A 24,967-nucleotide genomic window follows, 5' to 3' on the forward strand; every position below is an offset into this window, starting at 1 on the left:
TCGGGGGCGAGGGGGTGGTGGGGGGTGGCGATGCTGTGGGTGTGGTGGTCGATCAGGTGCACGGGCCCTCCGGGGGGGTGGGGGCTGGGGTTGGTACGGGGGGTGCGGGTTGTGAGTGGTTGATCGCGCAGTTCCCCGCGCCCCTGGGTGGGAGGGGGGTTGGGGCGGTGCATAGGTGCGGGAGTGCGGGGGTTGATCGCGCAGTTCCCCGCGCCCCTGGGGGTGGGAGGGGGGTGGGGCGGTGCACGAGTGCGGGTCTGTGGTGGTTGATCGCGCAGTTCCCCGCGCCCCTGGGGGTGCGGGTCCCTGCGCTCCTGGGGGTGGGGTTAGTAGCGCCAGCGGGTGGCTTCGGTGATTTGGGTGGGGGTTTGGTCGGCGAAGAGGGTGGATTCGGCTTGGCGGACGGAGTGGATGGCGTGGAAGAGGGGGTCGCCTAGGGCCTGGTGGAGGGTGGTGGAGCGGGTGAAGGAGGCCAGGGCTTCGGGGGCGGTTTCGGGGAGGCGGGGTGGTGGGGTGGGGAGGTGGGCCGGGTCGCCGTTGACCTCGGCGGGGAGGGTCGCGGCGGCGTCCAGGCCGGCCAGGCCTGCGGCGATGGTGCCGCCCAGGGCCAGGTACGGGTTGGCGGCGCCGTCGAAGCACTTGATCTCGGCATTGGCGGAGCGGCCGGAGACCAGCCGGAGCGCGGCCTCGCGGTTCTCCGGGCCCCAGCAGTGGTAGGCGCCGGCCCAGTGCGAGGGGACCAGGCGGAGGTGGCTGGCCGGGCTGGGGGCGCCCAGGACCAGGAGTGCCGGGAGCTCGTCCAGGATGCCGGCCAGGAAGGACTCGCCCTCCTTGGTGAGCTGGTGGCGGCCCTCGCCGCCGGTCATCAGGTTCCTCCCGTCGCGCCAGGCGCTGAGGTGGAGGTGGGCGCCGTTGCCGACGGTGCCGGGCTCGAAGGAGGGGGCGAAGGAGGCGCGCAGACCGTGCCGGGCGGAGACGCCGCGGACGGTCTGCCGGACCAGCACGGTGGTGTCCGCGGCGGCCACCGGCTCCTCCGCGGCGACCGAGACCTCGAACTGGCCGGCCGCGTACTCGGGGTGGATCTGCTGGACGTCCAGGCCCTGCGTCTCCAGGGCCTGGAGCAGGTCGCGCAGGTAGTCGGAGAGGTCGGTGAGGCGGTGCAGGCCGTAGGCCGGGCCGTTCTCGGCCGGGTCGGTGCCGTCCGGGCGGCGGAGCACCCACTCGACCTCGTAGGCGGCCAGCAGGCTCAGCCCGCGGGCCCGGGCCTGTTCGGTCATCCGGCGGGCGAACAGGCGCTGGCAGGCCGGGTGCGGGGTGCCGTCCTGGGCGTAGCGGTCGGCGGGGGCCCAGGCCCAGCCCGGTTGCGCGGCGAGCGGGACCGCGCGTTCCAGGTCGGGGAAGAGCCGCAGGTCGCCATCGGGGCCGCCGAGGAAGCGGCTGGTGGTGGTCGAGTCGTCGACCAGGAAGACGTCGAAGACCGGGGACATGCCGACGCCGTCGCGGACCGCCTGGTCCAGCCGGCGCAGCGGGACGGCCTTGGTGCGGGTGATCCCGGCGTTGTCCACCCAGCTCAGGGCGAGGCCGACGACGCCCTCGGCGGCGAGTTGAGCCCGGGTCAGATGGGACTGTGCCAACAGTTCATCGTCCATAGGAGCTCCATGGTGCCGGGTGGGGGTCCGGTGGCGCGAGAGGGCGGCACACGGCGGAGTGACGGTGGTCACCCGGGCGGCGACGGCCTTGGGCTTCCTGGCGGCTTTATGTCATCATCCGAAGACATCACTTGATGACAACCTCCGGGAGAATGCCGATGGAAGCCCGACACGCCGCGCCCGGCGCTCTGCGAGAACGCGCCCTGGTGCCGGTCCTGGTCTTCCTCGGCATGGTGGTCGCGGTCATCAGCAGCCTGGGGTCGCCGCTGGTGCCCACCATCGCCTCGGTCGACCATGTCTCGCTCTCCGACGCGCAGTGGTCGCTGACCATCACCCTGCTGGTCGGCGCGGTCGCCACGCCCACCATGGGACGGCTCGGCGACGGGCCGCACCGGCGCCGGGTGATCATCGGCGCCACCGCCGTGGTGCTGCTGGGCAGCGTGCTGGCGGCGCTGCCGCTGGGGTTCGGCTTCCTGATCGTCGGGCGCGGGCTGCAGGGCCTCGGGCTGGGACTGACCCCGCTGGCCATCGCCACGGCGCGGGACGCGCTGCCGGCCGAGCGGTCGCGCCCAACGGTCGCGCTGCTCTCCATCACCACCGTGGCCGGTGTCGGCCTGGGCTACCCGCTCACCGGGCTGATAGCCGAGTCCTGGGGCGTGCACGCCGGCTTCTGGTTCGGGGCGATCATCAGCGCGCTGGCCCTGACCGCCGCGGTGCTGGTGGTGCCGAACGCGCAGGGACGGGAGAAGCGTCCGCTGGACGCGCTCGGTGCGGTGCTGCTGGCCGTCGGGCTCGCCGGGCTGCTGCTCGCCCTCAGCGAGGGCGAGCTCTGGGGCTGGGGCTCGTCCCGGCTGATCGGTCTGACCGCCGTCGCCGTGGTGCTGCTGGTCTGGTGGGCCGTCCACGAGCTGCGCACCGAGCACCCGCTGGTGGACCTGCGGTCGCTGCGGAACCGGGTGGTGCTCACCGCCGACGTGTCCGGTCTGATCGCGGGCGTCGCGATGTACATGCTGATGTCGATGGTGACCCGCTTCGTCCAGACCCCGTCCTCGGCCGGATACGGCTTCGGCACCTCGGTGCTGGTCACCGGGCTGGTGCTGCTGCCGTTCTCGGCGGCCAGCGTGGCCTCCAGCAAGCTGGTGCCGCTGCTGGCCCGGCGCACCTCCACCGCGCTGGTGCTGCCGGTCGGCTGCGCGGTCTCGCTGCTGTCGATGGTGATGTTCCTGTTCGCCCGCAACAGCCTGTGGGAGCTGTTCGTCATCATGGGCGTGGCCGGGCTGGGCGTCGGCTGCACCTTCGCGGTGATGCCCGGACTGATCGTCAGCTCCGTCCCCGCGCACGAGACCGGCAGCGCCATCAGCTTCAACCAGGTCCTGCGGACCGTGGGCTACTCCACCGGCAGCGTGCTGAGCGCGGTGATCCTGGAGGCGCACACCCCGGTCGGCCGGCTGCTGCCGGAGAACAGCGGATACCAGGCCGCCGCCTGGCTGGGTTGTGCGGTCTGGGTGGTCACCGCCGTGGTTACCATCGTCCTGCCGCGCCGGGGAGCCCCGGCGCGCGGCACGGTGACCGTGGACGAGGAGCTGCTGATGGACGAGAGCATCGCCGACGCCGAGACGGCGGAGGACAGCGTCACCGCCCCGGTGGCCGGGCCGGCCCCGCGGTGAGCACGCCCAGGCGACGGGACTCCGCCCGCAGCCGCGAGCTGCTGCTCACGGCCGCGAGCGAGCTCTTCGCCGAACGCGGCTTCGATCGCAGCACCATCCGGGACATCGGCGAACGCGCCGGCGTGGACCCGGCTCTGATCGCCCGTTACTTCGGCGGCAAGTCCCAGCTGTACCTGGCCACGCTCATGCTGGACCCGTTCAACGCCAACCCCGACGACCTGCTGGAGCCCGAGCGGGTCAGAGCGCTGCTCGACACCGTCGCCCAGCGCGGCCCCGGGCCGATCCACCGGGCCGCGGTCGCCCCGCACGAGGATCCCGAGGTGCGGGCGGCGGCCGCCGACCAGCTGCACCGGCGCCTGGTGGACCCGCTGCGCGAGCGGTTCGTCCGGGAGGGTCTGGACCGCCCGCAGCTGCGGGCGGAGCTGGCCACGGCGGCCTTCGTCGGGGTGAGCCTGTCGCGGAGCAGCGGCACCTTCCCGGCACTGGCCGGGGCCGACACCGAGGAGCTCGTCGAGCTGGTGGTGCAGTTGCTGACTCCCCGTCACTGACCCCGTCACCGACCGGTCAGCCGGCCGGCGTGCGCCGCTTCTTGGGGACGTGGCGCCGGTAGGGGCTGACGGTGGGGTCGTCGGCGATCCAGAAGCGCCAGGGGATGTCGGCGGCCGAGGAGACGCCGGTGCGCGGGCCGGCCGAGACGGCAGCGGCCTCCGGCGGGGTGCCGGGGAGGATCCGGACCGGGGTGCCCGGCGAGCAGGCGTCGACGCCGTTGACGGCGCGGTCGAAGCCCAGGGCGGAGGCCAGCCGGGCCGGGCCGCGGGCCAGGTCGACGGCGCTGCGCGAGCTGGGACGGCGGCGACGGGCCAGCTCCTCGCCGGAGCGGATCTCACCCGCACGGAGCAGGACGCCGGAGGCGGTGGTGCCGGGTCCGGTCACCAGATTGGCGCAGAAGTGCATGCCGTAGGTGAAGTAGACGTAGACATGGCCGGGTTCCCCGAACATCACCGCGTTGCGGGCGGTCATGCCCCGGTAGGAGTGGGCGGCCGGGTCGGCGGAGCCGCTGTAGGCCTCGACCTCGGTGATCCGCAGCTCCACCGCTCCCTCCGGGAGGTCGGAGACCAGCGTGCGGCCGAGCAGGTCGGGGGCGACGAGTTCCGCCGGGCGGTCGAAGAAGGCGCGGCCGAGGGCGGCGGGGGCAGGGCGGGGCATGGGGTCGAGGGTACGGGCAGGCGCGTCGGCCGGCGCCGCCGCGGGGGCCCGGCGTCCGGCCGGCACGGGTAGCGTTGGGGCCGACTAACCAGCGCTACGCAGGAGGTTGCACAGATGTCCGCAGCAAGGCGGCCCCTCCCCCACGACTTCCACCCGCCGGTCCCGGAGCTCGCCGTCAGCAGCGAGGACTTCACCGACGGCGGTGTCCTCCCGGACGACCACGTCTACAGCGAGGGCAATGTGTCCCCGCAGCTCAGCTGGGCCGGGGCGCCGGCCGGGACCAAGAGCTACGCGGTCACCTGCTACGACCCGGACGCTCCCACCGGCAGCGGGTTCTGGCACTGGTCGGTGTTCGACATCCCGGCGAGTGTGACCGAGCTGCCCAGGGGCGCCGGCAGCGGCGACTTCAAGGGACTGCCGGAGAGCGCGGTCCAGGTCCGCAACGACTACGGCACCAGGGACTTCGGCGGCGCCGCGCCGCCGCCCGGGGACGGCGCGCACCGCTACGTCTTCACCGTGTACGCCGTGGACCAGGAGAAACTCGGTCCTGACGCGGAGGTCTCGCCGGCCGTGGTCGGCTTCAACCTCCGCTTCCACACCCTGGCCCGCGGCCAGGTGATCGCGGAGTACGCGGCTCCGGAGGGCTGAGCAGCCGAAATATTGCGTTGTTCCGGGGGTGCTCCGGCCCGCACAGTGGTCTCGCGTACTCCGAGGGGAACGGCCCTCGGCGGCGCGGCGCCGCCGTGCGGGCGGGGCAGATCCTGTACCGCCTGGAGGCCGGAATGCGCAACACCCTCGTGCTGAACGCGAGCTACGAGCCGCTGTCGACGGTGTCGCTGCAGCGTGCCGTGGTGCTGGTGCTCCAGGACAAGGCCGTGGTCGAGCACGCGCACCCGCTGCGCCGGGTCCGGGCCGCCTCGGTGGATCTGCCGCTGCCGCGGGTGGTGCGGCTGCGGCGCTACGTGCGGGTGCCGTTCCGACAACGGGCTCCGTGGTCACGCCGCGGGGTGCTGGTGCGGGACGGGTTCCGCTGCGCCTACTGCGGGCGGCGGGCGACCACCGTCGACCATGTGCTGCCACGGTCCCGCGGGGGTGGGGACACCTGGCTGAACACGGTCGCGGCGTGCGCCGCCGACAACCACCGGAAGGCCGACCGGACGCCGGAGCAGGCCGGGATGGTGCTGCTGGCGACCCCGTTCGAGCCGACCCCGGAGGCCTCGCTGATGCTGGCGCTGGGGGCGGACCAGGACGACCTGCCGGACTGGCTGCCGCTGCCGGCCTGAGCAGGGTGCAGCGGGGGTGCAGCCGGGGGGTGCAGCGGGGGGTGCAGAGCTGCCGTCGGCCCGGCGCGGGGGACCGGGCCGACGGTGGAGGGCTTTCGGACAGGCTCAGCCGGCTGCGGTGAAGCCGGTGGCGGCGGTGCTGTAGGTGCTGGTGAACTCGGGCAGGGCGACCACCAGGTTGCCCTGGTAGAGGATCCGGCCCGAGGTCAGCAGCGAGCCGGTGTTCTGCGGGAAGCCGCCGCCCGGGGTCTCCTTGCCGGTGGCCAGGTCGAAGTGGCTGAGCCGGGCGGACTGGCCGATCCGCTCCTCGGTGGCCACCACCGCGTCGTTGCCGTCGACGCCGACCAGCGCGATGTTGCCCTTCTCCTGCGGCGTCGACTGCCACAGCTGCTTGCCGTCGGCCAGGGTGAATGCGGTGAGGACTCCCCCGCTGCCGGCGGCGGCCTTCGGCGGGGCCAGCTCGGCGACCATGGTGGTGGGCGTGAAGAAGAGGGCCGGGTCGGGGTCGAAGCTGCCGTGGATGGAGTCCAGGGTCCCGGCGGTCTGCGAGACGTAGATCGTCGCCTGGGTGTCGCCCTTGCTGCTGAAGGACATGATGCTGTCCTTGGTGGCGTCGGACATGTGCACGGCCACGACGGCGGGGGTGGCCGACAGCACCGTGTAGGAGGAGGCGCTCGCGGGCAGCCCGCGCCACCAGGCGAGCTTTCCGGTGTCCGCGTTCAGCGAGATCGCCTGCTGCTTGGGGTTGCTGTCGGCGCAGGTGCTCTGCACCAGCAGGGTGCTGCCGGTGCCGCTGCCGCTGATGCCGCCGCAGTACTTGCCCGGGCCCGCGTAGGTCCAGCTCTGCTTGCCGGTGGCGATGTCGTAGCCGACCACGCCGGAGTCGCCGACCGCGACGGCCCGGGTGTCGTTCACCATCACCGAGGCCCCGTACGCGGAGGTGGTCTTGGCGATGGTCGCCTTCCACTTCTGCTGTCCGGTGGCGGTGTCGACGGCGACGAGCTGGGTGCAGGCCTGGCCGGTGCCGGCCTTGGCCTGGAACAGCACGGCGCCGATCCCGGCCGAGTTGACGGTGGCCGACATGGCGCACGGGACGGCGCCGGCGCTGGGCGGCGCCACCGTCCAGAGCTTGCTGCCGCTGGTCGAGTCGTAGGCGGTGACCCCGGTGCCGTCGCCCCGGACCAGTGCCTTGGTCAGCAGCCAGGAGCCGAGCAGACCGTCGTTGCCCTGGGCCGCCCCGGCGTCGGCCGCTGCCGCCCAGGCCTTGGTGTGGCCGCCGGCCAGATTGGCGGTGGCGGCGCCGCCGGCCGCGGTCTTCTTGCCGCTGCTGCCCTGGCCGGCCACCACGACACCGGCGACCACCACGACGATCAGGGCGACCACGCCGACGGCCGCGCGCAGCAGGAACTTCCTGCGGTCGGTGCCGGGTGAGCGGCCGGTCGCGGCGGCCAGCAGCCGGGCCGAGAGGGCGGGGTCCTCCGGGGCGTCGTCCTCGTCACGGGTCCCGGCGTCGGCCTCGGCTCCCGCGCCGGCTTCAGGGATGTCGGCGGCAGAGGAGTCGGGCTCGGGTTCCGGCTGGTCCGCGGCGGGCTGGGGGTCGTACGGATACGGCTCGCCCGCGGACTGGGACGGGACGCCGTAGGCGTCGGCGGCCGGGTAGTAGCCCGAGGGGTCCGGATAGGGCTGCTGCTCGGGATAGGGCTGGTAGCCCTGCTGACCGTAGTCCTGCTGCCCGTAGTAGCCCTGTGCGTACTCCTGCTGCGGGTACTGCGGCTGCTCGTAGGTCTGCTGCGGGAAGTCCTGCGGCTGGTACTCCTGCTGCTGCCCGTACTCCTGCTGCGGGTACGGCTGCTGGGGGTAGCCCTCCGGCGAGTAGAACTGCTGCTGCTCCTGGGCGGGGTAGCCGTAACCCTCCGGCTGCCAGTACTGCTGCTGACCTTCCGGCGTCGGCCACTCGGGGTTCACCTGCGGATACCCAGGGTCACTGCCGGCGAAGGCGCTGTGACCGTGTTCGTGCCCGTAGTCCTGGCCGTATTCCTGGACGTGGTCCGGGCTCTGGCCGGTGCCGGTTGGGTCGTGTGCCATGGGTTCCGTCAGCTCCCGCCTTCACGATGCGTGCGCCAGCATCTCATGCGGAACTGAGGAATCAGGCGTGCGTACCGGTCGCTGCCGCGAGGACGGATTCGATCGCGGTGTCGATGACGGCGGCCAGCCGCAGGTCCAGGACGGTGATGCCGCCGGCGTCGTGGGTGCTGAGCGCGAAGTGCAGGGTGCGCCAGCGGATGTCGATGTCAGGGTGGTGGTCCATGGCCTCGGCGGCCTCGGCGACGGCCACGACCATGCCGATTCCGGTGGGGAAGTCGGGCGCCTGGAGCGTGCGCAGCAGGGCGTCCCCTTCGCGGTGCCAGTTGGGGACGGACTTGAGGCCTTCGGCGATCTGTTCGTCGCTGAGACGTACGCGGGACGGACTCATCGGCTTGCTCCTGGTCGGCGGATGGGGTTCAGGTTCCGTTCCCGCTGCGCCTGCGGATATGCGCGGATCCACTGGAAGATGTTGTGACGTGGCGTCAAGTCTCTTGTCAGAGCAGGAGTTTGGCCATGGCGACCAGGCCGACCACGACGATCAGGCCGCGCAGCGCGACCGGTGGCAGCCGACGGCCGACCCGGGCGCCGATCTGGCCGCCGATGACCGATCCGGCGGCGATCAGCAGCGCCGCGGTCCAGTCGATGGAGGCCGCGAAGAGGAAGAACACCGCGGCGACGCCGTTGACCAGCCCGGCCAGGACGTTCTTGGTGGCGTTGATCCGCTGCAGGTCGTCGTCGAGCAGCAGGCCCATCAGTCCGAGCAGCAGCACGCCCTGGGCCGCGCCGAAGTAGCCGCCGTAGACCCCGGTGCCGAAGACCCCGGCCAGCAGCGCCACCCCGCCGTCGGCGCGGTCCGGGCCGCGGCCGCGGGCGGCCAGGTAGCGGGCCAGCCGCGGCTGCAGGACCACCAGCAGCAGGGCGATGCCGATGAGCACCGGGACGATCGCCTTGAAGGCGCCGGACGGGAGCACCAGCAGCAGGATCGCGCCCAGCAGTCCACCCAGCAGCGCGGCGCCACCGAGCCGCAGCAGCCGGGGACGCTGGCCCTGGAGCTCGGCGCGGTAGCCGAGGGCGCCGCTGAGCGAACCCGGCACCAGGCCGAGGGTGTTGGAGACATTGGCGGTGATCGGCGGCAGGCCGACGGCGAGCAGGACCGGGAAGGTGATCAGGGTGCCCGAGCCGACGACCGTGTTGATCGTCCCGGCGCCCGCGCCGGCGGCGAAGACGCCGACTGCTTCCCACGGTGACATGGTTGCGCCCCTCACTCCCGGTTCGTGCCCGGTCCGATCATGCACGATGCGGGGAGTGGAGGGGCGTCGGCGTTTGGGATGTGGGACGGAGGCGGGACGGGGCCCGGGCCGGAACCGCCGCCGGACCTACTCCGGGTCGATCGAGGGGTACTCGCGGCGCTTCTCCATCCGCGGCGAGGGCACCGTGGAGCCGTTGCTGTCGGACGGCGCGTCGCCGCCCCTGGGCGCCAGTCCGCTGAAGGCGCCGCCGAGCCCCTTCAGCGCGTCGCCGACCTCGCTGGGGATGATCCACAGCTTGTTGGAGTCGCCCTTGGCGATCTCCGGCAGCGTCTGCAGGTACTGGTAGGCCAGCAGCTTCTGGTCGGCGTCGCCCTCGTGGATGGCCTCGAAGACGGTGCGGATGGCCGCGGCCTCGCCGTCCGCGCGCAGCACCGCGGCCTGCGCCTCGCCCTCGGCGCGGAGCACCTCGGCCTGCTTCTGGCCCTCGGCGGTGAGGATCTGCGCCTGCCGGGCGCCCTCGGCGGTGAGGATCGCGGCGCGCTTGTCGCGGTCCGCGCGCATCTGCTTCTCCATCGAGTCCTGGATGGAGGTGGGCGGCTCGATGGCCTTGAGCTCGACCCGGTTGACCCGGATGCCCCACTTGCCGGTGGCCTCGTCGAGCACCCCGCGCAGGCCGGCGTTGATGGTCTCGCGCGAGGTGAGGGTGGACTCCAGGTCCATGGAGCCGATGATGTTGCGCAGGGTGGTGACGGTGAGCTGCTCGATGGCCTGGATGTAGCTGGCCACCTCGTAGGTCGCCGCGCGGGCGTCGGTGACCTGGTAGTAGATCACCGTGTCGATGTTGACGACCAGGTTGTCCTGGGTGATCACCGGCTGCGGCGGGAAGGGCACGACCTGCTCGCGCAGGTCGATCCGGTTGCGGATGGTGTCGATGAACGGCACCACGATGTTGAGGCCCGCGTTGAGGGTGCGGGTGTAGCGGCCGAACCGCTCCACGATGGCCGCGCTCGCCTGCGGGATCACCTGGATCGTCTTGATCAGTGCGACGAACGCCAGCACGACCAGGATGATCAGGACGATGATCACGGCATTCACGGGGACTCCACTTCCAGAACTACCAGACTGCCGGGGGACCTTGGGGACGAGCGGGCTGCGGACGAGCGGGCTGCGGGACGAGCGGGCTAGAGGACGAGTGCGGTGGCGCCGTCGATCTGGGCGACGTTCACCTGCTGGCCCGGTGCGAACACCTGGCCGGGATCCAGGGCGCGCGCGGACCAGACCTCGCCCTGGAGCTTGATCCGGCCGCCGTGCTCGTCCACCTGCTCCAGGACCAGCGCGGTGGCGCCGGTGAGCGCCTCGATCCCCATCCGCACCTGGGGCCGGCTGCGCAGGCTGCGCATCGCCACCGGGCGTACGAAGACCACCAGCAGGACCGAGACGGCCAGGAAGACGACGAACTGCGCGACCGTCCCCGCACCCAGGGCGGAGGTGAGCGCGGCGGCCCCCGCCCCGATCGCGAACATGCCGAACTCCGGCATGGCCGTGATCACCAGCGGCACGCCGAGGGCGGCCGCGACGATCAACCACCACATCCAGTTCTCCACAGCCTCATGGTAGGGGCGGAGAGGGGTGCGGGGAGAGGGCTTTGCGCAGGTAGTCCGGATGTTGACGTTGTGAAGGAAGGGAGTGGCGCAGGGTGCGCGGCCGCTGTCGCTCCCCGGACCGTCAGCCCATGGGGAGGCCGCGGGCGGCCCAGCGGTCGCCGTGCCGCTCCAGGGTGAGCGGCAGGCCGAAGCAGAGCGAGAGGTTGCGCGCGGTGAGGGTGTCGTCGATGGCGCCCGCGGCCAGCACCCGGCCCTGGCGGATCATCAGGACGTGGGTGAAGCCCGGGGCGATCTCCTCGACGTGGTGGGTGACCATCACCATCGCCGGGGCCTTGGGGTCACGGGCCAGCGCGCCGAGGCGGCGCACCAGGTCCTCCCGGCCGCCGAGGTCCAGGCCGGCCGCGGGCTCGTCCAGGAGCAGCAGTTCGGGGTCGGTCATCAGGGCGCGGGCGATCAGGGTGCGCTTGCGCTCGCCCTCGGAGAGGGTGCCGAACCGGCGGTCGGTGTACTCGGCCATGCCGAGCAGGTCGAGCAGCAGCCGGGCCCGGGTCTCGTCGGAGGTGTCGTACTGCTCGCGCCAGGTGGCGGTCATGCCGTAGGCGGCGGTGAGGACGGTGTCCAGCACGGTCTGCCGGCGCGGAAGCTTGTCGATCATCGCGGCGCCGGCCAGGCCGATCCGGGGACGCAGTTCGAAGACGTCGACGCTGCCCAGCTTCTCGCCGAGGATCGCGGCGGTGCCGGCGGAGGGGTACAGGTAGGAGGAGGCGATCTGGAGCAGCGTCGTCTTGCCCGCGCCGTTGGGGCCGAGGATGACCCAGCGCTCGCCTTCGGCGACGGACCAGGACACCTGCTCCACCAGCGCGCGTCCGTCCCGGACCACGGATACGTCCACCAGCTCGAGCACGTCGCTCATGCGTACGCCTTCCCCACTGCCTTGTCTTGATGCCTCTGTGTATGCGTCGAGGGAAAACCTACGCCACGGAAGTGTGCGAGTTCTCCGTAGGCTTGCCCCATGGCGCAGAACACCGGCGAAAGCCGTCCCGATGACCGATTCGACGAGCCCCGGTCGGGGCGTCTCGTTGCCTGGGGCAACGCCTGGCTGGGCGGCTTCGCCTCGCCCGACCACGCCGGCGAGGGGATCAGGGGCCGGGACGACGCCCATACCGTGGAGGGGATCGAGGGGGCGGCCGGGTCCGGCCTGACCCTGGCCCTGGGGCGGCTGCGGGCACAGGGGGTGACGGGGTTTCGGCTGGCGCTGCCGGCGCCGGGGCATCCGGTCGGACTCACCGGCCCGGCGTCCTTCAACGAGCGGGCGCTGCCCGCCGGGGAGGCGGTGCTGACCGTCGGGGAGCTGTCGCTGGGCCTGGTCCCCGAGGTGGTGCGGCACGGACCGGTCGGCGACCAGCTGGTCCGGGTGGTGTGGCACGCGTCACCCGTGGAGCCGGGGATCCCCGCGGACGTCCCGCAGCTGCGGGACGCCGAGCGGGAGCTGGCGCAGACCCTGCGGGAGGCCACCGAACTGCTGCTGCGGCTGGACGTGGCCGGGGCCGGCCCCGAGGTGCAGCGGGCGCTGGAGGCGTACCGCCGGCGGCGCCAGCCCGAGCTGCTGGCGCCCGGCTACCAGCCGCGCGCCGTACGGGTGCTGCAGTCGGCCCGGCAGGTGCGGGCGGTGCTGGACCTGGCCGCCACCACGGACGGGGCGGCGGTCAGCGCCGGCGAGATGGCGGCGCGGGAGGCCGCGATGCGCCCGCTGGAGCGGGCGGCCAGGCGGGCGGCGGTGGCCGCCTACAACGCCATGGTGGACGAGCCGGCCCGGGATCCGTTCTAGCCCGCGACCCGTTCCGGGCGGCGGTACGACGGCACCCGCGCCCCCGCACGGAGGTTCGGCCTGCGGCGGGGGCGCGGGTGCCGGCGCTGCGTCAGTCGTTCTGGCAGCAGTTGCCGTGCGCCGGGTTGAGCAGGCCGATCACATTGACGGTGTCGCCGCAGACGTTCACCGGGATGTGCACCGGGACCTGGATGGTGTTGCCGGACACGACGCCGGGCGAGCCCACGCTGTGCCCGGCCGCGACGGACTGCGCCGAGGCGGCGCCGGCGCCGGCCAGGACGGCCGCACCGGCGGCGGTGGCGACGAGAGCACCCTTGCGAACGTTCATTTCTGTGTCCTCCTTGAGCGGGCCCGGCGCCGCACTTCGGCGTCGGGCACTTCGTCGTGGAGGCTAGGGACAACCCACCGGTGAGTTCACCTTTTGACACTCTTTCGGGTTGATGTGACTGTTGCGCAGCTCTGCCGCTCACTCCCCCATTTGCCACGTTCGCGCCCCTCGCGCCGTGGCGTTCGTCCGATGGTCCTACCGGGTTGCCCCGTTGCGGACCGCCCAGAGCGCCGCCTGGGTGCGGTCGGCCAGGTCGAGTTTCATCAGGATGTTCGAGACATGGGTTTTCACCGTCTTCTCGGACAGGTGCAGCGCCCGGGCGACCTCGCGGTTGGAACGGCCGTCCGCGATGTGCCCCAGCACCTCCTGCTCGCGCTCGGTCAGGGTGCCGCCCCGCCCCTGCGGCCCGCGCGGGGACTCGTCCGCGAGCAGCGCCCCGGCCAGCTCCGGCTGCAGCAGCACGTGTCCGGCGTGCACCGAGCGGATCGCCCCGGCCAGGGCCTCCGGGTCGACGTCCTTGTAGACGTAGCCGGCCGCGCCGGCCCGCAGCGCCGGGACCACGGTGCGGTGCTCGGTGAAGCTGGTCACCACCAGGACCCTGGCCGGGTTGCCGCGCTCCTTGAGGATGCGCAGCGCCTCGATGCCGTCGGTGCCCGGCATCTTCACGTCCATCAGCACCACGTCCGGGTGCAGCTCCTCGGCGCGCTCGACGCCCTCGGCCCCGTCCGCGGCCTCGCCGACCACCTCGATGTCGTCCTGCACCTCCAGGAAGGTGCGCAGCCCGCGCCGGACCACCTGGTGGTCGTCCACCAGCAGGACGGTGATGCGCTTCGGCCTGTCAGCCACCGGGTACCTCCAGTACCACCACGGTCCCCCGACCGGGGGCCGACTCGATCCGCAGCGTGCCGCCGACGCCGGCGGCACGGTCGCGCATGGACACCAGGCCGAGGTGCCGGCCGGCCCGCCGCACGTCGTCGGGGACGAAGCCGGCCCCGTCGTCGGTGACCGTCAGCACCGCGCCGCGGCCCGCCCGGCCCGGGTGCAGCTCCACCCGTACCGCCGTCGCGCCGGAGTGGCGCAGGGCGTTGTGCAGGGCCTCCTGGGCGACCCGCAGCAGCGCGGCCTCCTGGGCCGAGGGCAGCGCGCGGACCCGGGTGTGGGTGAAGCTGACGCGCGCCGCGTGGGCCCGGTCCAGTACCTCGATCTGGGAGCTGAGGGTCGGCAGCAGCCCATCCTCGTCCAGCGCCGCCGGACGCAGCTCGATCACCACGCCGCGCAGTTCCTCGGCGGCCTCGGCGGCGAGCCGGGAGACCTCGGCCAGCTCGGCGCGGGCCCGGTCCGGGTCCCGGTCGATCAGGGCGGAGGCGGCCTGGGCGGTCAGCCGCAGCGAGAACAGCTTCTGCGAGACCGCGTCGTGCAGGTCGTGGGCGATCCTGGCGCGCTCGCCGGCCAGGGTGAGCTCGCGGCTGCGCTCGTAGAGGCGGGCGTTGGTCAGGGCGATGGCGGCGTGCGCGGCGAGGATGCGCAGCAGGTGCTCGTCGTGGGCGGTGAAGACCTCGCCGGCGCGGCTCTTGTTCGCCAGACTGTGCTTGTTGGCAAGAAACAGGGCGCCGATGATGTCCTCGCCGTCCAGGATGGGGACGCCGAGGAAGGCGCTCATGTCCGGGTGGGCGTGCGGCCAGCCGCCGAAGCGGGGGTCGTCGCGGACGTCGGCGAGGCGCTGCGGGGCGGTGTCCTTGAGCATCGCGGCGAGGATGCCGTGCTGCCGCGGCAGCGGGCCGATGGCCCGCCACTGGGCGTCGCTGATGCCGTCCACCACGAACTGGGCGAAGCCGCCGTGGTCGTCCGGGACCCCGAGGGCCGCGTACTCGGCGCCCACCAGGGTGCGGGCCGAGGCGACGATCCGCTGCAGCACCTCGCGCACCTCCAGGTGCCGGCTCATCGCCAGGACCGCGGAGCTGATCGCCTCGATGCCGCCCAGGCAGGGCTCGTCGGCCGCCGCGTGCGCGTTCGGCTGCTCGGTGCTCGGACGTTTGGCCATGCCGTCACCGTACCGCCGGGGTGATCGCCGGGCATCGGGCGGAGGAGGTGGCGGAGCAGGGCCGAGGGACTAGGACCAAGGGCCCGCCCCGCCGCTCCCCCACGACCGAGGTACCGCCCGGCCGGTGCTGCCTACGGTCGAAGGCAGCAGGAGACGACGGATCGAGGAGTGGGACATGGCTGTCGCAGTGGTGACCGGAGCTTCGCGGGGACTGGGCCGGGCGCTCGCCCGGGCGCTGGCCGAACAGGGCTGGTCCCTGGTCCTGGACGCCCGGGGCGCGGAGGCGCTCGGCGCCGTCGCGGCGGAGCTGGACGGACCGGTGGTGGCACTGCCGGGGGATGTGGCCGACCCCGGACACCGGGCCGAACTGGTCTCGGCCGCAAGCGGGTTGGGCGGGATCGACCTGCTTGTCAACAATGCGAGTGTGCTCGGCGCCGAGCCGCTGGTGCCGCTGGCCGAACAGTCGCTGGCCGGTTTCGCCGAGGCGCTGACGGTCAACACGGTCGCGCCGCTGGGACTGGTCCAGGCCGCGCTCCCGCTGCTGCGGGAGTCCGGCGGGGCGGTGCTGAACATCAGCTCGGACGCGGCCGTCGAGGCCTACGAGACCTGGGGCGGCTACGGGGCCACCAAGGCGGCGCTGGACCACTGGTCCGCGGTGCTGGCCCAGGAGGAGCCCGCGCTGCGGGTCTGGTCGGTGGACCCGGGCGACATGCGCACCGCGATGTACGCGGCGGCGGTGCCCGGCGACGACGACAGCGGGCGTCCGCTGCCGGAACAGGCCGCCGTCCCGGCGCTGCTGGAGCTGATCGGCAGCGCGGCGGGCAGCGGGCGGTACACGGTGTCGGGCCGGACGGTGAAGGAGTGGACGCGGTGAGCGCACAGCGGCGGACCGGGGAGGTGGCAGTGGCGGTGGAGCGGATCGGAGTGCCGCCGTTCCCAGCGGAGCGCCCGGGGTCCGGGCAGGACCGCAAGCGGCTGGGCAGGCGCGGGGACCGGGCCGGGCACCTGGCCGCCCCGGCACCGGCGCCGACACCGACGGCGGACCTGATGGCGGACCCGGTGGCGGCGCTGGAGGGGTTCGGCCTGGACGAGTTCGAGCTGCCGGACGAGCTGGAGGCGACCGCGCCGCCGGAGGAGCGGGGCCGCTCGGGCCGGGACGACGTCCGGCTGCTCGTCGGCGCCCGGGGCCCGCAGGGGGAGCTGACGGTGGGTCACCATGCCTTCCGGGAGCTGCCGCAGCTGCTGCGCCCCGGTGACGTGCTGGTGGTGAACGTCTCGGCGACCCTGCCCGCCGCGGTCGACGGACGGGTGGCCGGCACCGACGCGCCGGTCGTCGTGCACTTCTCGACCCGGCGGTCCCGGCACCGCTGGGTGGTGGAGCTGCGGACGCCGGACGGGCACGGCAGCACCCGGGAGCGCGGGCAGGCGGACGGCGCGACCACCGTGCGGCTGGCCGGCGGGGCGTCGCTGCGGCTGCTGGCGGGTGTCGGGCCCCGGCTGTGGGCGGCGGAGTTCACCGTCCCGGACCCGCTGGCCTACCTGGCGGCGCACGGGCGGCCGATCCGCTACGCCTACACCGACGCGGACCGCCCGATCGCCGCCTACCAGACGGTGTTCGCCCGGCCGCCGGCCGAGGTGCGCGGCGGGTCGGCGGAGATGCCCAGCGCGGCCCGCCCCTTCACCGCCGAATTGGTGACCCGGCTGGTCAGCCGGGGCGTGCAGATCGTGCCGATCACCCTGCACACCGGGGTCGCCTCGTTGGAGTCCCACGAACCGCCCTACGCGGAGTGGTTCGAGGTCCCGGAGCCGACGGTACGCGCGGTGCGGGCGGCCCGGCGGGCCGGATCGCGGGTGGTGGCGGTGGGGACGACCGCGGTGCGGGCGCTGGAGTCGGCCGCCGACGCCGACGGCGTGCTCCGTGCGACCTCGGGCTGGACCGAGCTGGTGATCACCCCGCAGCGCGGGGTGCGGGTGGTCAACGGACTACTGACGGGGCTTCATGAACCGCGCGCCTCCCATCTGTTGATGCTGGAGGCGATCGCCGGACGGCCGCTGCTCGACCTGAGCTACGCCGAGGCGCTGCGCGAGCGCTACCTCTGGCACGAGTTCGGCGACCTGCATCTCATCCTCTCCCGGTGACCGGACGCACACGGAGCGTATGATCGCCGTGTGAACGAGGAGTCGGGGCAGTCGGGCCAGTTGAGGCAGTCGGGGCAGGAGCCGGAGCGGTCGGCGGCGCTGTTCGCGCTGTTGGGGAAGCGCTGGACGCTGTCGCTGCTGGCCGCGCTGGGACGCGGGGACGACCGATTCGACCAGTTGCGGGCCGCGGCACCGCGGTTGACCGCGCGGATGCTGTCGTCCCGGCTGTCCGAACTGGTCGGCGCCGGGCTGCTGGTGCGCGAACTGGCGGCCGGGCCGCCGCCGTTGGTGCACTACCGGCTGACCGCCACCGGGGCCGCGCTGGGTCCGGCGCTGGCGGGCTTGGACCGCTGCCTGGAGCGGGCCGCGGCCGTGACGCCCGGCGAGGAGGCGGCCTGATCCCCGGCCGTGGCTCAGCGCCCGCGGAACTTGCCCTCGAACAGGTCGACCTGGATGCGCTCCTCGGACACCGCCATCCGCTCCTCCCGCTCCTCCCAGCCCTCCTGCGGCGACATGGCGACGGTGATCGCCGCCACGGTCAGGAACACCACGATGCCGACCGCCACCGGCAGGATGAAGTCCCCGGCCGGGACGCCGTCCGTGGGCGCCGTCCCGGACAGCCGGACCTGTACCGCCTGCATCGCCGTGTAGTGCATCGCGGTCACCGCCACCCCCGCGACCAGCGCGGACACCAGCGACGCCCACAGCTTCCTGATGTTCAGGGTCATCCACAGCGCGGCGGTGGCGGCGAAGACGGCGATGCCCACCGAGAGGATCACCACCGGCACGTTGTAGTCCACGGTGCCGTTGAGCTCCATGGCGTACATGCCCATGTAGTGCATCACGGCGACACCGCTGCCGGTCAGCACCCCGCCGACCAGCAGGGTGTTCAGGTCCGGCGGGCGGTGACCGACGTAGAAGACCCCGATGCCGACCACCACGATCGCCAGCAGCAGGCTGGCCAGGGTGAGCGGGATGTTGTAGACGATGGTGGCGCTGGTGACGGAGAACCCCAGCATGGCGATGAAGTGCATGGTCCAGATGCCGCAGCCGATCGAGCAGGCGGCCAGGAACAGCCAGCCGCGGCGGCGGTCCTGGGGCAGGTCAAGGGCCCGAACGGTGCAGCGGAGGCCCAGGGCCGCACCGATCACGGCCACGACGTAGGCCAGCAGGGGGTTCACCCAGCCGTAGGTGAAGCCGTCCATGTGTGCCATGCGGGTCGTCCCCGTTCAGTTGTCAACACCTGTGATTCCTGTGAGGTACGCCGGAATGCTATGAGTCGGCGGAGATCCTTTCTCGGGATTGGCGATCGCGGTCGCCGGGGTTACCAATTCGATGCCTGGTGCACATGCCAAGGAGCCGCCCGCCTGTCAAAACAGGCGGACGGCTCCTGGGTCGGACACCGAGTTCGGACGCCCGGGTCGGGCAGCCGGCTCAGCGCTGGCGCATCACCTCGGGCTCGTGCCGGCGCAGCAGCCGGACCACCAGCACCGCGCAGACCACGCCGAGCAGCACCAGGGCGCCGGTGTCGACGGACCACTGGGTCAGGGTGTGCTTCCACAGCGGATCGTCGGCGTGCGCCGGGTCGCCGATGTGGGCCAGGTCGATGGTGGAGGCCACCGCGGCGACCGCCCAGCGCGAGGGCACCAGCCAGACCAGCTGGGCCACGCCCGGCTGGGTCAGCTTGACCAGCACGCCGCAGAAGACCACCTGGAGGATGGCCAACAGCACCAGCAGCGGCATGGTCTTCTCCGCGGTCTTGACCACGGCCGACACCACCAGGCCGAGCAGCATCGAGACGATGCCGAGCAGGGTGAAGACGATCACCATCTCCGGCAGCGGCGACGAGGAGAACACCAGGCCGTGCGCGGGCAGCTTGTTCGGCAGGATGCCGATCACCGAGAGCACGATCGACTGCAGCGCGGTGATCAGGCCCAGCACGATCACCTTGGACATCATGTACGCCGAGCGGGACAGGCCGACCGCGCGTTCGCGCTCGTAGATCACCCGTTCCTTGATCAGTTCTCGGACCGAGTTGGCCGCCCCGGTGAGCACCACCCCGACGGCGATCACCAGCAGCAGGGTGCCCGCGTCCGAGTTGGGTTTCTGCGGATCGCCCGTGCCCACCAGCCCGGCCGAGGTGCCCAGGGCCAGGCTCATCGCGCCCATGATCAGCGGTAGCGCGATCAGCAGGCCGACGAAACCCTTGTCCGCGCCGATGACCGTGAAGTAACGGCGGATCAGCGTGGACAGCTGGGAGCCCCAGCTCTGCTGCTTCGGCGGCTTGGACTGCTCGTGCTGTATCTGCACGGACTGGGCCTGCACGGCTTCGACGTCGGCCGAGTACATCTGGTAGTGCACCGAGCCGCGGAAGCGTCCGGCCCAGTCGTGGTCCGGGTAGTTCTCGAAGGCCTGGAAGACGTCGGCCCATGTCTCGTACCCGAAGAAGTGCAGCGCCTCCTTGGGCGGGCCGAAGTAGGCCACCGCGCCGCCCGGCGCCATCACCAGCAGCCGGTCGCAGAGCGCGAGTTCGGCCACCGAGTGGGTGACCACCAGGATCGTGCGGCCCTCGTCGGCCAGTCCGCGCAGCATCTTCATGACGTCGCGGTCCATGCCCGGGTCCAGGCCCGAGGTGGGCTCGTCCAGGAAGATCAGCGACGGCTTGGTGAGCAGCTCCAGGGCTACCGAGACGCGCTTGCGCTGGCCGCCGGAGAGGGCGGTGATCCGGTTGTCGGCGCGCTTCTCCAGGTGCAGCTCGGTGAGCACCTCGTCCACCCGGCGGGCCCGCTCGGAGGCCTCGGTGTCACCGGGGAAGCGCAGCTCGGCCGCGTACTTCAGGGCCGTACGGACCGTCAGCTGGGAGTGCAGGATGTCGTCCTGCGGCACCAGGCCGATGCGCTGGCGCAGCTCGGCGAACTGCTTGTAGAGGTTGCGGCCGTCGTACAGCACGTCGCCGTTGTCGGCCGGGCGGTAGCCGGTGAGCGCCCGCAGCAGCGTGGACTTGCCGGAGCCGGACGGGCCGATGACCGCGACCAGCGACTTCTCCGGGACACCGAAGCTGACGTTGTTCAGCAGGATCTTCTCGGTGCCCTTGTGCTGGACCTTGACCAGCAGGTGGCGGGCCGAGAAGGAGACCTCACCGGTGTCGACGAACTCCTCGAGCTGGTCACCGACCAGGCGGAAGGTCGAGTGGCCGACGCCCACGATGTCGTTGGCGCCGAGCAGCTGACGGGAGATCGGCTGGCCGTTGAGGTAGGTGCCGTTGTGGCTCTCGAGGTCGACGATCTCGTAGCGGCCGTCCTGCAGCTGGCGCAGTTCGGCGTGGTGCCGGGAGACCGAGAGGTCCGAGACCACCAGCTCGTTGTCCAGCCCGCGGCCGATCCTGATGGTGCGCAGGCCGCCGGCCAGGTTGCGGACCATGGTGGGGTTGCGCGAGCCGTAGACCGGCTCGGGCGCGGGCTGCGAGGGCTGCGGGGCGTAGCCGCCGCCCTGCTGCGGCGGCACAGCCGCGCCCCCGCCGCCGCTGTACTGCTGCTCCCACTGCGGGGCCTGCTGGGCCTGCTGCGGCTGCTGCTGGACGTAGCCGGCCTGGGCTGCGGACTGGGCGCCGGGGTTGAAGCGGGCCGTGCCCTGGTCGTGCCAGGCGTCACCGCCGACCGGCGCGACCGGGCTGGGCAGGCCCGCGAAGGAGAGCCGAGGACCGCTCTCGGCGTTGCCGAGGTTCACCACGGTGCCCTGTCCGAGCTGGACCTGGTTGGCCCGGTGCCCGTTGGCGAAGGTCCCGTTGGTGCTGCCCAGGTCCTCCATGACCCAGCCGTTGCCGTGGTACGCGATGGTGGCGTGGCGCCAGGAGACCCTGGCGTCGTCCACCGCCACGTCGGACTGCGGGTCGCGTCCGATCGAGTAGCTCCGGCCCGGTTCCAGAGTCCTGCGTTGTCCGTTGAGTTCAAGTACCAGCTGCGGCACTGTTGCCTGCCCCACGATGTAGTCCCCCGAGATAGTCCCCACTCTTGACAGGGGAAGTTTAGGGATGCCGAACGATGGGGGGAATCATTCCAGCTCGATCGACGTACGGGGAACCGGACCCCACTACCGTGACCCTGTGGCAACCTGACGGCAGAGCAGCAGTTCGCATGGGGGCGGTTAGACGATGACGGTGTACGGGCACCAGCGGCCGGCGGCGGGCACGGCCGGACCGGGCGGCAGACTGCGCGACGGAGCCCTGTACGGGGCGGTCTCCGGTCTGGTGGCGGTGAGTTGGGCCTTCGCGGCGATGGCGGCGGTGGCGGCACTGGGGATCCACCTGCTGGGCCTGGACACCTATGCCTCGCTGGGCTCGCTGACCGCGGCCCTGGTGGCGATGGCGGTCGGCGGAAGGATCAGCCCCTCGGGTGACGTCTCGTTCTTCGGAATCGACGCGGCGGGTGCCCAGGGGGCCATCGGGATCATCCCGCTGGGCCTGAGCCTGGTCGGCGCGGTGGTGCTGGCCTGGCTGTTCGTCAGGCCGCTGCGCCGCTACCCGGTGCTGGACCCGGGGCCGCTGCTCGCCCGGGCCGGCGGCGCGGTGGTCGGCTTCATGGTGCTGCTGGCGGTCGGGGCCTGGGCCGGCAACGGCACGGTGGCCATCAAGCTCAACTCGCTTCCCGGCACCGGGAGCGGCAGCGGTTCGGGCTCCGGCAGCGGCGATCCGCTCGGCGGCCTCGGCGGCCTGATCGGCAACAACAGCTCGGGGTCCGGGTCGGGTTCGGGCTCCGGCGGGATCGGCGGTCTGCTGGGCGGTGTCGGCAGCGTCCTCGGCGGCGGCACCGATCCGACCGTGGGCTTCAAGGTCGACCTGGCGCCGACGCTCGCCCTCGGCCTGCTGTGGGTGCTGGTGGTGCTGGCGCTGGCGCTGGCCGCCTCCAGGCGCTGCCCGCTGCCGGTCGGCTGGGAGCCGCTGCGCCGGACCGTCCGCCCGGTCGCCTCGGCCGTGGTGACCGTCCTGGTCGGAGCGGTACTGGTGGGCGCGGTGTCCGGGATCGTGGTCGGGCTGATGGGCAACGGCGGGGCCAAGACCGTGGGCGCGGCGCTACTGGCTGCGCCCAACGGGGTGTTCCTGGTGGTGGTGCTGGGCATGGCCGTCCCCTTCAACGGCAAGGCCAGCGGTCCGCTGGCGCAGTTCCTGCCCTCCCCCGTCGACCAGTTGCTGAAGGGCGGCACCGGGCAGAGCATCACCCTGTCCAAGCTGGCGCAGCTGGACGGCCGGGTGTGGCTGCTGCCGGTGGCCGTGGCACTGATGCTGCTGGCGGTCGGCGTGGTGGCGGCGGTGCGGACCCCGCGTCCGGTGCTGCCGCAGAGCGGGGCGCGCGAGGCGGCCGGAGCCGCGCTGCGGCTGGGGGTGGGCATGGCCGTGGTCACCCCGGTGCTGCTGGTGCTGGCGGACGTGTCGGTGAACGCCAACCTGTCGGTGTTCGGCTTCAACGCGGTCGGCGCGGGGCTGAGCATCAGCGGGAACCTGCTGATGGGAGTGGTGCTGGGGCTGGCCGAGGGGGCGGTGTTCGGCTTCCTCGGCGCGCTGCTGGTGGCTCAGTTCGCCTCCGCCAAGCGGGTGTCGACGGCGCCGTCGCTGCCGGGCGGCGGTTCCGGCCACGGCGACTACGGCGACTCGCCGGGCCGCACCGCCGAGTACCCGGCCGGCTACCCCTCGCCGTACCCGGACGAGTACCCGGCGACCCGGCCGCAGCCCTACCGGCAGCAGCCGTCCCAGCCGCCGCAGCAGCCCTATCTGCCGCCCGGCGGGCGGCCGCCCGCCCCCGCGCCCGACAACCCCTACGCCACTCCCCCGGCCGCCCCGCCGACCCCGCCCCCGGCCGGGCCGCCACCGGTGGCCCCGCCACCCGGCGGCTACAACCCGTACTCGGGCGGCCCCGCACAGACACCTCCGCCGCCCACGGCCCCACCTGGGAGGTAACGACTCCGGGCCGGCTGTCCGGTGGGCGGGACGGTACGCGGAGCGGCGCCCGCGGCCGGGTAGCGTTGGCCGCATCATGAGCGCTCAGTCCCCGGCCCCCGAGGCCGCCCCCGCTGCGACGTCGGACGCCCCCGCACCCCGGACTCTGCTGGTCAAGGTGTTCGGCAAGGACCGCCCCGGTATCACCACCGGCCTGTTCACCACTCTCGCCGAGTACGGGGTCGACGTGGTCGACTTCGAGCAGGTGGTGACCCGGGGCCGGATCGTGCTCTGCGCCCTGGTGACTGCCCCGCCGCAGGAGGGCGAGCTGCGGGCCACCGTGCACCAGTGGGCCGACCGGCAGCACCTGCAGGCCGAGGTCATCTCCGGCACCGGCGACAACCGTCCGCGCGGCGAGGGCCGCTCCCATGTGACCGTGCTGGGCCATCCGCTCAGCGCTGCCTCGGTGGCCGCGCTGAGTGCCCGGATCACCGACTGCGGCGGCAACATCGACCGCGTCTTCCGGCTGGCCAAGTACCCGGTGACCGCGGTGGAGCTGGCCGTCTCCGGGGTCCCCACCGAGCGGCTGCGGGCCGAGCTCGCGGCCGAGGCTGCGGTGCAGCGGGTCGATGTCGCGGTGGTCCGCTCGGGCCTGCAGCGGCGGGCCAAGCGGCTGATCGTGATGGACGTCGACTCGACGCTGATCCAGGACGAGGTGATCGAGCTCTTCGCCGCGCACGCGGGCTGCGAGGCCGAGGTGGCGGCGGTGACCGCCGCGGCCATGGCCGGCGAGCTGGACTTCGCCGAGTCGCTGCGGGCCCGGGTGGCGCTGCTGGCCGGCCTGGACGCGGAGGTGGTCGCCAAGGTGCGCGCCGAGGTCCGGCTGACGCCGGGGGCCAGGACGCTGATCCGCACCCTGAAGCGGCTCGGCTACCAGGTCGCCATCGTCTCCGGCGGCTTCACCCAGGTCACCGACGACCTGGTGGAGCGCCTCGGCCTGGACTTCGCCGCGGCCAACACCCTGGAAGTGGTGGACGGGAAGTTCACCGGCCGGGTGGTCGGCGAGATCGTGGACCGGGCCGGCAAGGCCCGGATGCTGGCCCGCTTCGCGGAGGCCGCCGGGGTCCCGCTGGAGCAGACCGTCGCCATCGGCGACGGCGCCAACGACCTGGACATGCTCAACGCGGCCGGCCTGGGCGTCGCCTTCAACGCCAAGCCGGTGGTCCGCGAGGCCGCAGACACCGCGGTCAACGTCCCGTTCCTGGACACCGTGCTCTACCTGCTGGGGATCTCCCGCGAGGAGGTCGAGGACGCCGACGGCCCGTCGGCGGCGCACTGACCGCCGGGGCCAGGGGTACGGCCCGGGGGCGTGCGGGAGGACCCGCACGCCCCCGGTCCGGAGACGGACCTTCTGCTCAGTCCTTGGGCGACCAGAAGGTGGTGAGGTGGGCCACGCCCGGCTCGACGGCCTTCCAGGGCGTGTCCAGGGTGAGCACGGCGACCGCGGAGGTCGGGAAGCCGCTGCTGCGCAGCCGGGTCAGGGTGTCGCCCTCGAAGCCGCCGGCGAGCACCTCGGTCAGGCCCTGCACGCCCGGGTTGTGGCCGACCAGCAGGACGGTCCCGACCTCCTCGGGGACCGCTTCCTGCACGACCTCGATCAGCCGGCCCGGGCTGGCCTCGTAGAGGCGCCCCTCGTAGACCGTTCTGGGCCGGGTCGGAAGCTCGTGGGCGAACAGCTTCCAGGTCTCCCTGGTGCGCTCCGAGGTGGAGCAGAGGACCAGGTCGGGGATGATGCCGGTGCCGGCGAGCCAGCGTCCGGCGACGGGTGCGTCCTTGCGGCCGCGGTCGGCCAGCGGCCGCTCGTGGTCGGGCACGGCGGGCCAGTCGGCCTTGGCGTGCCGGAGGACGATGATCCTGCGGGACGAATCGACGCTCATACCTGCCAGCTTCCCAGAATT

24 protein-coding genes and 1 pseudogene are annotated in these 24,967 nt (G+C 72.9%); 10 read left to right on the forward strand and 15 right to left on the reverse strand.

What is annotated here, in order from left to right:
- Positions 1 to 326: 326 nt before the first annotated feature.
- A complete protein-coding gene (locus tag ABUW04_RS36150; protein ID WP_380568613.1) occupies positions 327 to 1,649 on the reverse strand; it encodes a glutamine synthetase in 1,323 nt (440 codons plus the stop codon).
- A gap of 158 nt (positions 1,650 to 1,807) precedes the next feature.
- Between ABUW04_RS36150 and ABUW04_RS36155 the strand changes: the two genes are divergently transcribed.
- A complete protein-coding gene (locus tag ABUW04_RS36155) occupies positions 1,808 to 3,316 on the forward strand; it encodes an MFS transporter (protein ID WP_380568614.1) in 1,509 nt (502 codons plus the stop codon).
- Entirely contained in the window at positions 3,313 to 3,864 is a 552-nt protein-coding gene (locus ABUW04_RS36160) for a TetR/AcrR family transcriptional regulator (protein ID WP_380568615.1), read from the forward strand. Before ABUW04_RS36155 ends, ABUW04_RS36160 begins: the two co-directional genes overlap by 4 nt.
- A gap of 16 nt (positions 3,865 to 3,880) precedes the next feature.
- Here the strand turns inward: ABUW04_RS36160 and ABUW04_RS36165 are convergent, their stop codons facing one another.
- A complete protein-coding gene (locus ABUW04_RS36165) occupies positions 3,881 to 4,522 on the reverse strand; it encodes a DNA-3-methyladenine glycosylase (RefSeq protein ID WP_380568616.1) in 642 nt (213 codons plus the stop codon).
- Between the two features lie 114 nt (positions 4,523 to 4,636).
- Here ABUW04_RS36165 and ABUW04_RS36170 point away from each other — a divergent pair, with 114 nt between their 5' ends.
- The gene (locus ABUW04_RS36170; protein ID WP_030266676.1) at positions 4,637 to 5,170 is read left to right on the forward strand and encodes a YbhB/YbcL family Raf kinase inhibitor-like protein; all 534 of its coding nucleotides are present in this window, start codon (positions 4,637 to 4,639) and stop codon (positions 5,168 to 5,170) included.
- 134 nt (positions 5,171 to 5,304) lie between these two features.
- Positions 5,305 to 5,805 carry an HNH endonuclease gene (locus ABUW04_RS36175; protein WP_030266672.1) on the forward strand — a complete coding sequence of 167 codons (501 nt, stop codon included), beginning with the start codon at positions 5,305 to 5,307 and terminating at the stop codon, positions 5,803 to 5,805.
- Between the two features lie 105 nt (positions 5,806 to 5,910).
- Here the strand turns inward: ABUW04_RS36175 and ABUW04_RS36180 are convergent, their stop codons facing one another.
- From ABUW04_RS36180 to ABUW04_RS36205, 6 genes are all read right to left on the reverse strand, one after another.
- On the reverse strand, positions 5,911 to 7,890 hold the full coding sequence (locus ABUW04_RS36180) for an outer membrane protein assembly factor BamB family protein (protein WP_380568617.1): 1,980 nt from the start codon (positions 7,888 to 7,890) through the stop codon (positions 5,911 to 5,913).
- Between the two features lie 61 nt (positions 7,891 to 7,951).
- Positions 7,952 to 8,278, reverse strand: coding sequence for a 4a-hydroxytetrahydrobiopterin dehydratase (locus ABUW04_RS36185; RefSeq protein ID WP_037598451.1), 327 nt, complete (start codon positions 8,276 to 8,278; stop codon positions 7,952 to 7,954).
- A 106-nt stretch (positions 8,279 to 8,384) separates the two neighbouring features.
- Positions 8,385 to 9,140, reverse strand: coding sequence for a sulfite exporter TauE/SafE family protein (locus tag ABUW04_RS36190; protein WP_380568618.1), 756 nt, complete (start codon positions 9,138 to 9,140; stop codon positions 8,385 to 8,387).
- A gap of 126 nt (positions 9,141 to 9,266) precedes the next feature.
- Positions 9,267 to 10,235 (reverse strand): SPFH domain-containing protein, encoded by a 969-nt coding sequence (locus tag ABUW04_RS36195; RefSeq protein ID WP_030266660.1) that lies wholly within the window; start codon positions 10,233 to 10,235, stop codon positions 9,267 to 9,269.
- An 86-nt stretch (positions 10,236 to 10,321) separates the two neighbouring features.
- A complete protein-coding gene (locus tag ABUW04_RS36200; RefSeq protein ID WP_030266657.1) occupies positions 10,322 to 10,732 on the reverse strand; it encodes an NfeD family protein in 411 nt (136 codons plus the stop codon).
- Positions 10,733 to 10,865: 133 nt separating this feature from the next.
- Positions 10,866 to 11,657, reverse strand: a complete 792-nt coding sequence (locus ABUW04_RS36205) for an ABC transporter ATP-binding protein (protein WP_380568619.1) — start codon at positions 11,655 to 11,657, stop codon at positions 10,866 to 10,868.
- Between the two features lie 99 nt (positions 11,658 to 11,756).
- Between ABUW04_RS36205 and ABUW04_RS36210 the strand changes: the two genes are divergently transcribed.
- Positions 11,757 to 12,572, forward strand: a complete 816-nt coding sequence (locus ABUW04_RS36210; protein WP_037598447.1) for a hypothetical protein — start codon at positions 11,757 to 11,759, stop codon at positions 12,570 to 12,572.
- Between the two features lie 91 nt (positions 12,573 to 12,663).
- Here ABUW04_RS36210 and ABUW04_RS36215 read toward each other — a convergent pair whose 3' ends face one another.
- The 4 genes and pseudogenes from ABUW04_RS36215 to ABUW04_RS36230 form a co-directional block, all read right to left on the reverse strand.
- Complete coding sequence (locus ABUW04_RS36215) at positions 12,664 to 12,900, reverse strand: chaplin (protein WP_380568620.1); 237 nt, start codon at positions 12,898 to 12,900, stop codon at positions 12,664 to 12,666.
- A 195-nt stretch (positions 12,901 to 13,095) separates the two neighbouring features.
- Positions 13,096 to 13,746 (reverse strand): response regulator, encoded by a 651-nt coding sequence (locus ABUW04_RS36220; RefSeq protein WP_380568621.1) that lies wholly within the window; start codon positions 13,744 to 13,746, stop codon positions 13,096 to 13,098.
- Positions 13,739 to 14,041 carry an ATP-binding protein gene (locus ABUW04_RS36225; protein ID WP_380568707.1) on the reverse strand — a complete coding sequence of 101 codons (303 nt, stop codon included), beginning with the start codon at positions 14,039 to 14,041 and terminating at the stop codon, positions 13,739 to 13,741. The genes ABUW04_RS36220 and ABUW04_RS36225 overlap by 8 nt, the downstream gene beginning before the upstream one ends.
- Before the next feature lie 111 nt (positions 14,042 to 14,152).
- Positions 14,153 to 14,941 (reverse strand): annotated as a pseudogene (locus ABUW04_RS36230) (GAF domain-containing sensor histidine kinase); the annotation flags it as partial.
- 175 nt (positions 14,942 to 15,116) lie between these two features.
- Between ABUW04_RS36230 and ABUW04_RS36235 the strand changes: the two are divergent.
- From ABUW04_RS36235 to ABUW04_RS36245, 3 genes are all read left to right on the forward strand, one after another.
- Positions 15,117 to 15,815, forward strand: coding sequence for an SDR family oxidoreductase (locus ABUW04_RS36235; RefSeq protein WP_380568622.1), 699 nt, complete (start codon positions 15,117 to 15,119; stop codon positions 15,813 to 15,815).
- Positions 15,816 to 15,988: 173 nt separating this feature from the next.
- The gene (locus ABUW04_RS36240) at positions 15,989 to 17,080 is read left to right on the forward strand and encodes an S-adenosylmethionine:tRNA ribosyltransferase-isomerase (protein ID WP_380568708.1); all 1,092 of its coding nucleotides are present in this window, start codon (positions 15,989 to 15,991) and stop codon (positions 17,078 to 17,080) included.
- Between the two features lie 30 nt (positions 17,081 to 17,110).
- On the forward strand, positions 17,111 to 17,479 hold the full coding sequence (locus ABUW04_RS36245; RefSeq protein WP_380568624.1) for a winged helix-turn-helix transcriptional regulator: 369 nt from the start codon (positions 17,111 to 17,113) through the stop codon (positions 17,477 to 17,479).
- Between the two features lie 14 nt (positions 17,480 to 17,493).
- Here the strand turns inward: ABUW04_RS36245 and ABUW04_RS36250 are convergent, their stop codons facing one another.
- Positions 17,494 to 18,294: an MHYT domain-containing protein gene (locus ABUW04_RS36250; RefSeq protein ID WP_030266634.1), complete on the reverse strand. Its 801-nt coding sequence runs from the start codon at positions 18,292 to 18,294 to the stop codon at positions 17,494 to 17,496.
- Between the two features lie 220 nt (positions 18,295 to 18,514).
- Positions 18,515 to 21,046, reverse strand: a complete 2,532-nt coding sequence (locus ABUW04_RS36255; RefSeq protein ID WP_380568709.1) for an FHA domain-containing protein — start codon at positions 21,044 to 21,046, stop codon at positions 18,515 to 18,517.
- Between the two features lie 184 nt (positions 21,047 to 21,230).
- Here ABUW04_RS36255 and ABUW04_RS36260 point away from each other — a divergent pair, with 184 nt between their 5' ends.
- Together ABUW04_RS36260 and serB are read left to right on the forward strand one after the other, a co-directional pair.
- Positions 21,231 to 23,030 carry a streptophobe family protein gene (locus ABUW04_RS36260; protein WP_380568625.1) on the forward strand — a complete coding sequence of 600 codons (1,800 nt, stop codon included), beginning with the start codon at positions 21,231 to 21,233 and terminating at the stop codon, positions 23,028 to 23,030.
- Positions 23,031 to 23,106: 76 nt separating this feature from the next.
- The gene (gene serB / locus ABUW04_RS36265) at positions 23,107 to 24,348 is read left to right on the forward strand and encodes a phosphoserine phosphatase SerB (RefSeq protein WP_030266626.1); all 1,242 of its coding nucleotides are present in this window, start codon (positions 23,107 to 23,109) and stop codon (positions 24,346 to 24,348) included.
- A gap of 76 nt (positions 24,349 to 24,424) precedes the next feature.
- Here the strand turns inward: serB and ABUW04_RS36270 are convergent, their stop codons facing one another.
- Positions 24,425 to 24,946 carry a SixA phosphatase family protein gene (locus ABUW04_RS36270; protein WP_380568626.1) on the reverse strand — a complete coding sequence of 174 codons (522 nt, stop codon included), beginning with the start codon at positions 24,944 to 24,946 and terminating at the stop codon, positions 24,425 to 24,427.
- Positions 24,947 to 24,967 lie beyond the last annotated feature (21 nt).

Source organism: Streptacidiphilus jeojiensis, from assembly GCF_042510965.1.
Taxonomy (GTDB): Bacteria; Actinomycetota; Actinomycetes; order Streptomycetales; family Streptomycetaceae; genus Streptacidiphilus; species Streptacidiphilus jeojiensis.